Origin of the sequence: Sandarakinorhabdus oryzae, assembly GCF_009733735.1 — a bacterium.
Taxonomy (GTDB): domain Bacteria; phylum Pseudomonadota; class Alphaproteobacteria; order Sphingomonadales; family Sphingomonadaceae; genus Sandarakinorhabdus; species Sandarakinorhabdus oryzae.
The window spans coordinates 1-515 of the sequence record NZ_WNJP01000424.1 but is presented as its reverse complement, the minus strand read 5'-3'; the positions used below and the strand labels follow the sequence as shown (position 1 = coordinate 515).

The window sequence follows — 515 nt, the reverse complement described above, 5'->3', positions numbered from 1 at the left end:
CGGTCACCGCCGGCGCGCTCGGCCAGATCGGCGATCAGCTGCAGCGCCGACGGCGGATAGCCGCGCGCGCCGGTCGGCTCGCCGCGCGCCATCGCCACTTCGCGCATGCCGTGGACAACACGGCTCAGGCTGTCGAGGATCAGCAGCACCTGGCGGCCCTGGCCGCGGAACCATTCGGCGATGGCAAAGGCACGCTGCGCCGCCCGCACCCGGCACAGCATCGCGTCTGACGCCGGCACCGCGATGGTGACGGTGCGCTGGCGTGCCGGGCCGCGCAATTCGGTGTCGATGAAATCGCTGATCTCGCGGCTGCGCTCCCCGATCAGCGCCATCACCACCACGTCGGCCTGGGCCCAGCGCGTGATCTGGCCGAGCAGGACGGACTTGCCCACACCCGTCCCGGCCATGATGCCGATGCGCTGGCCGATGCCGAAGCTGAGCAGCGCATCGATGGCGCGCACGCCGGTGGCGAGCGGCTGCGTCACCCGCGCCCGGGCGTGCGGCGGCAAGGGCGG

The 515-nt window shown here is 73.2% G+C and carries 1 pseudogene; it reads right to left on the bottom strand.

Annotated features, from left to right (window positions below):
* A pseudogene (fliI, locus tag GJ693_RS16665) lies at positions 1-515 on the bottom strand (flagellum-specific ATP synthase FliI); the annotation flags it as partial.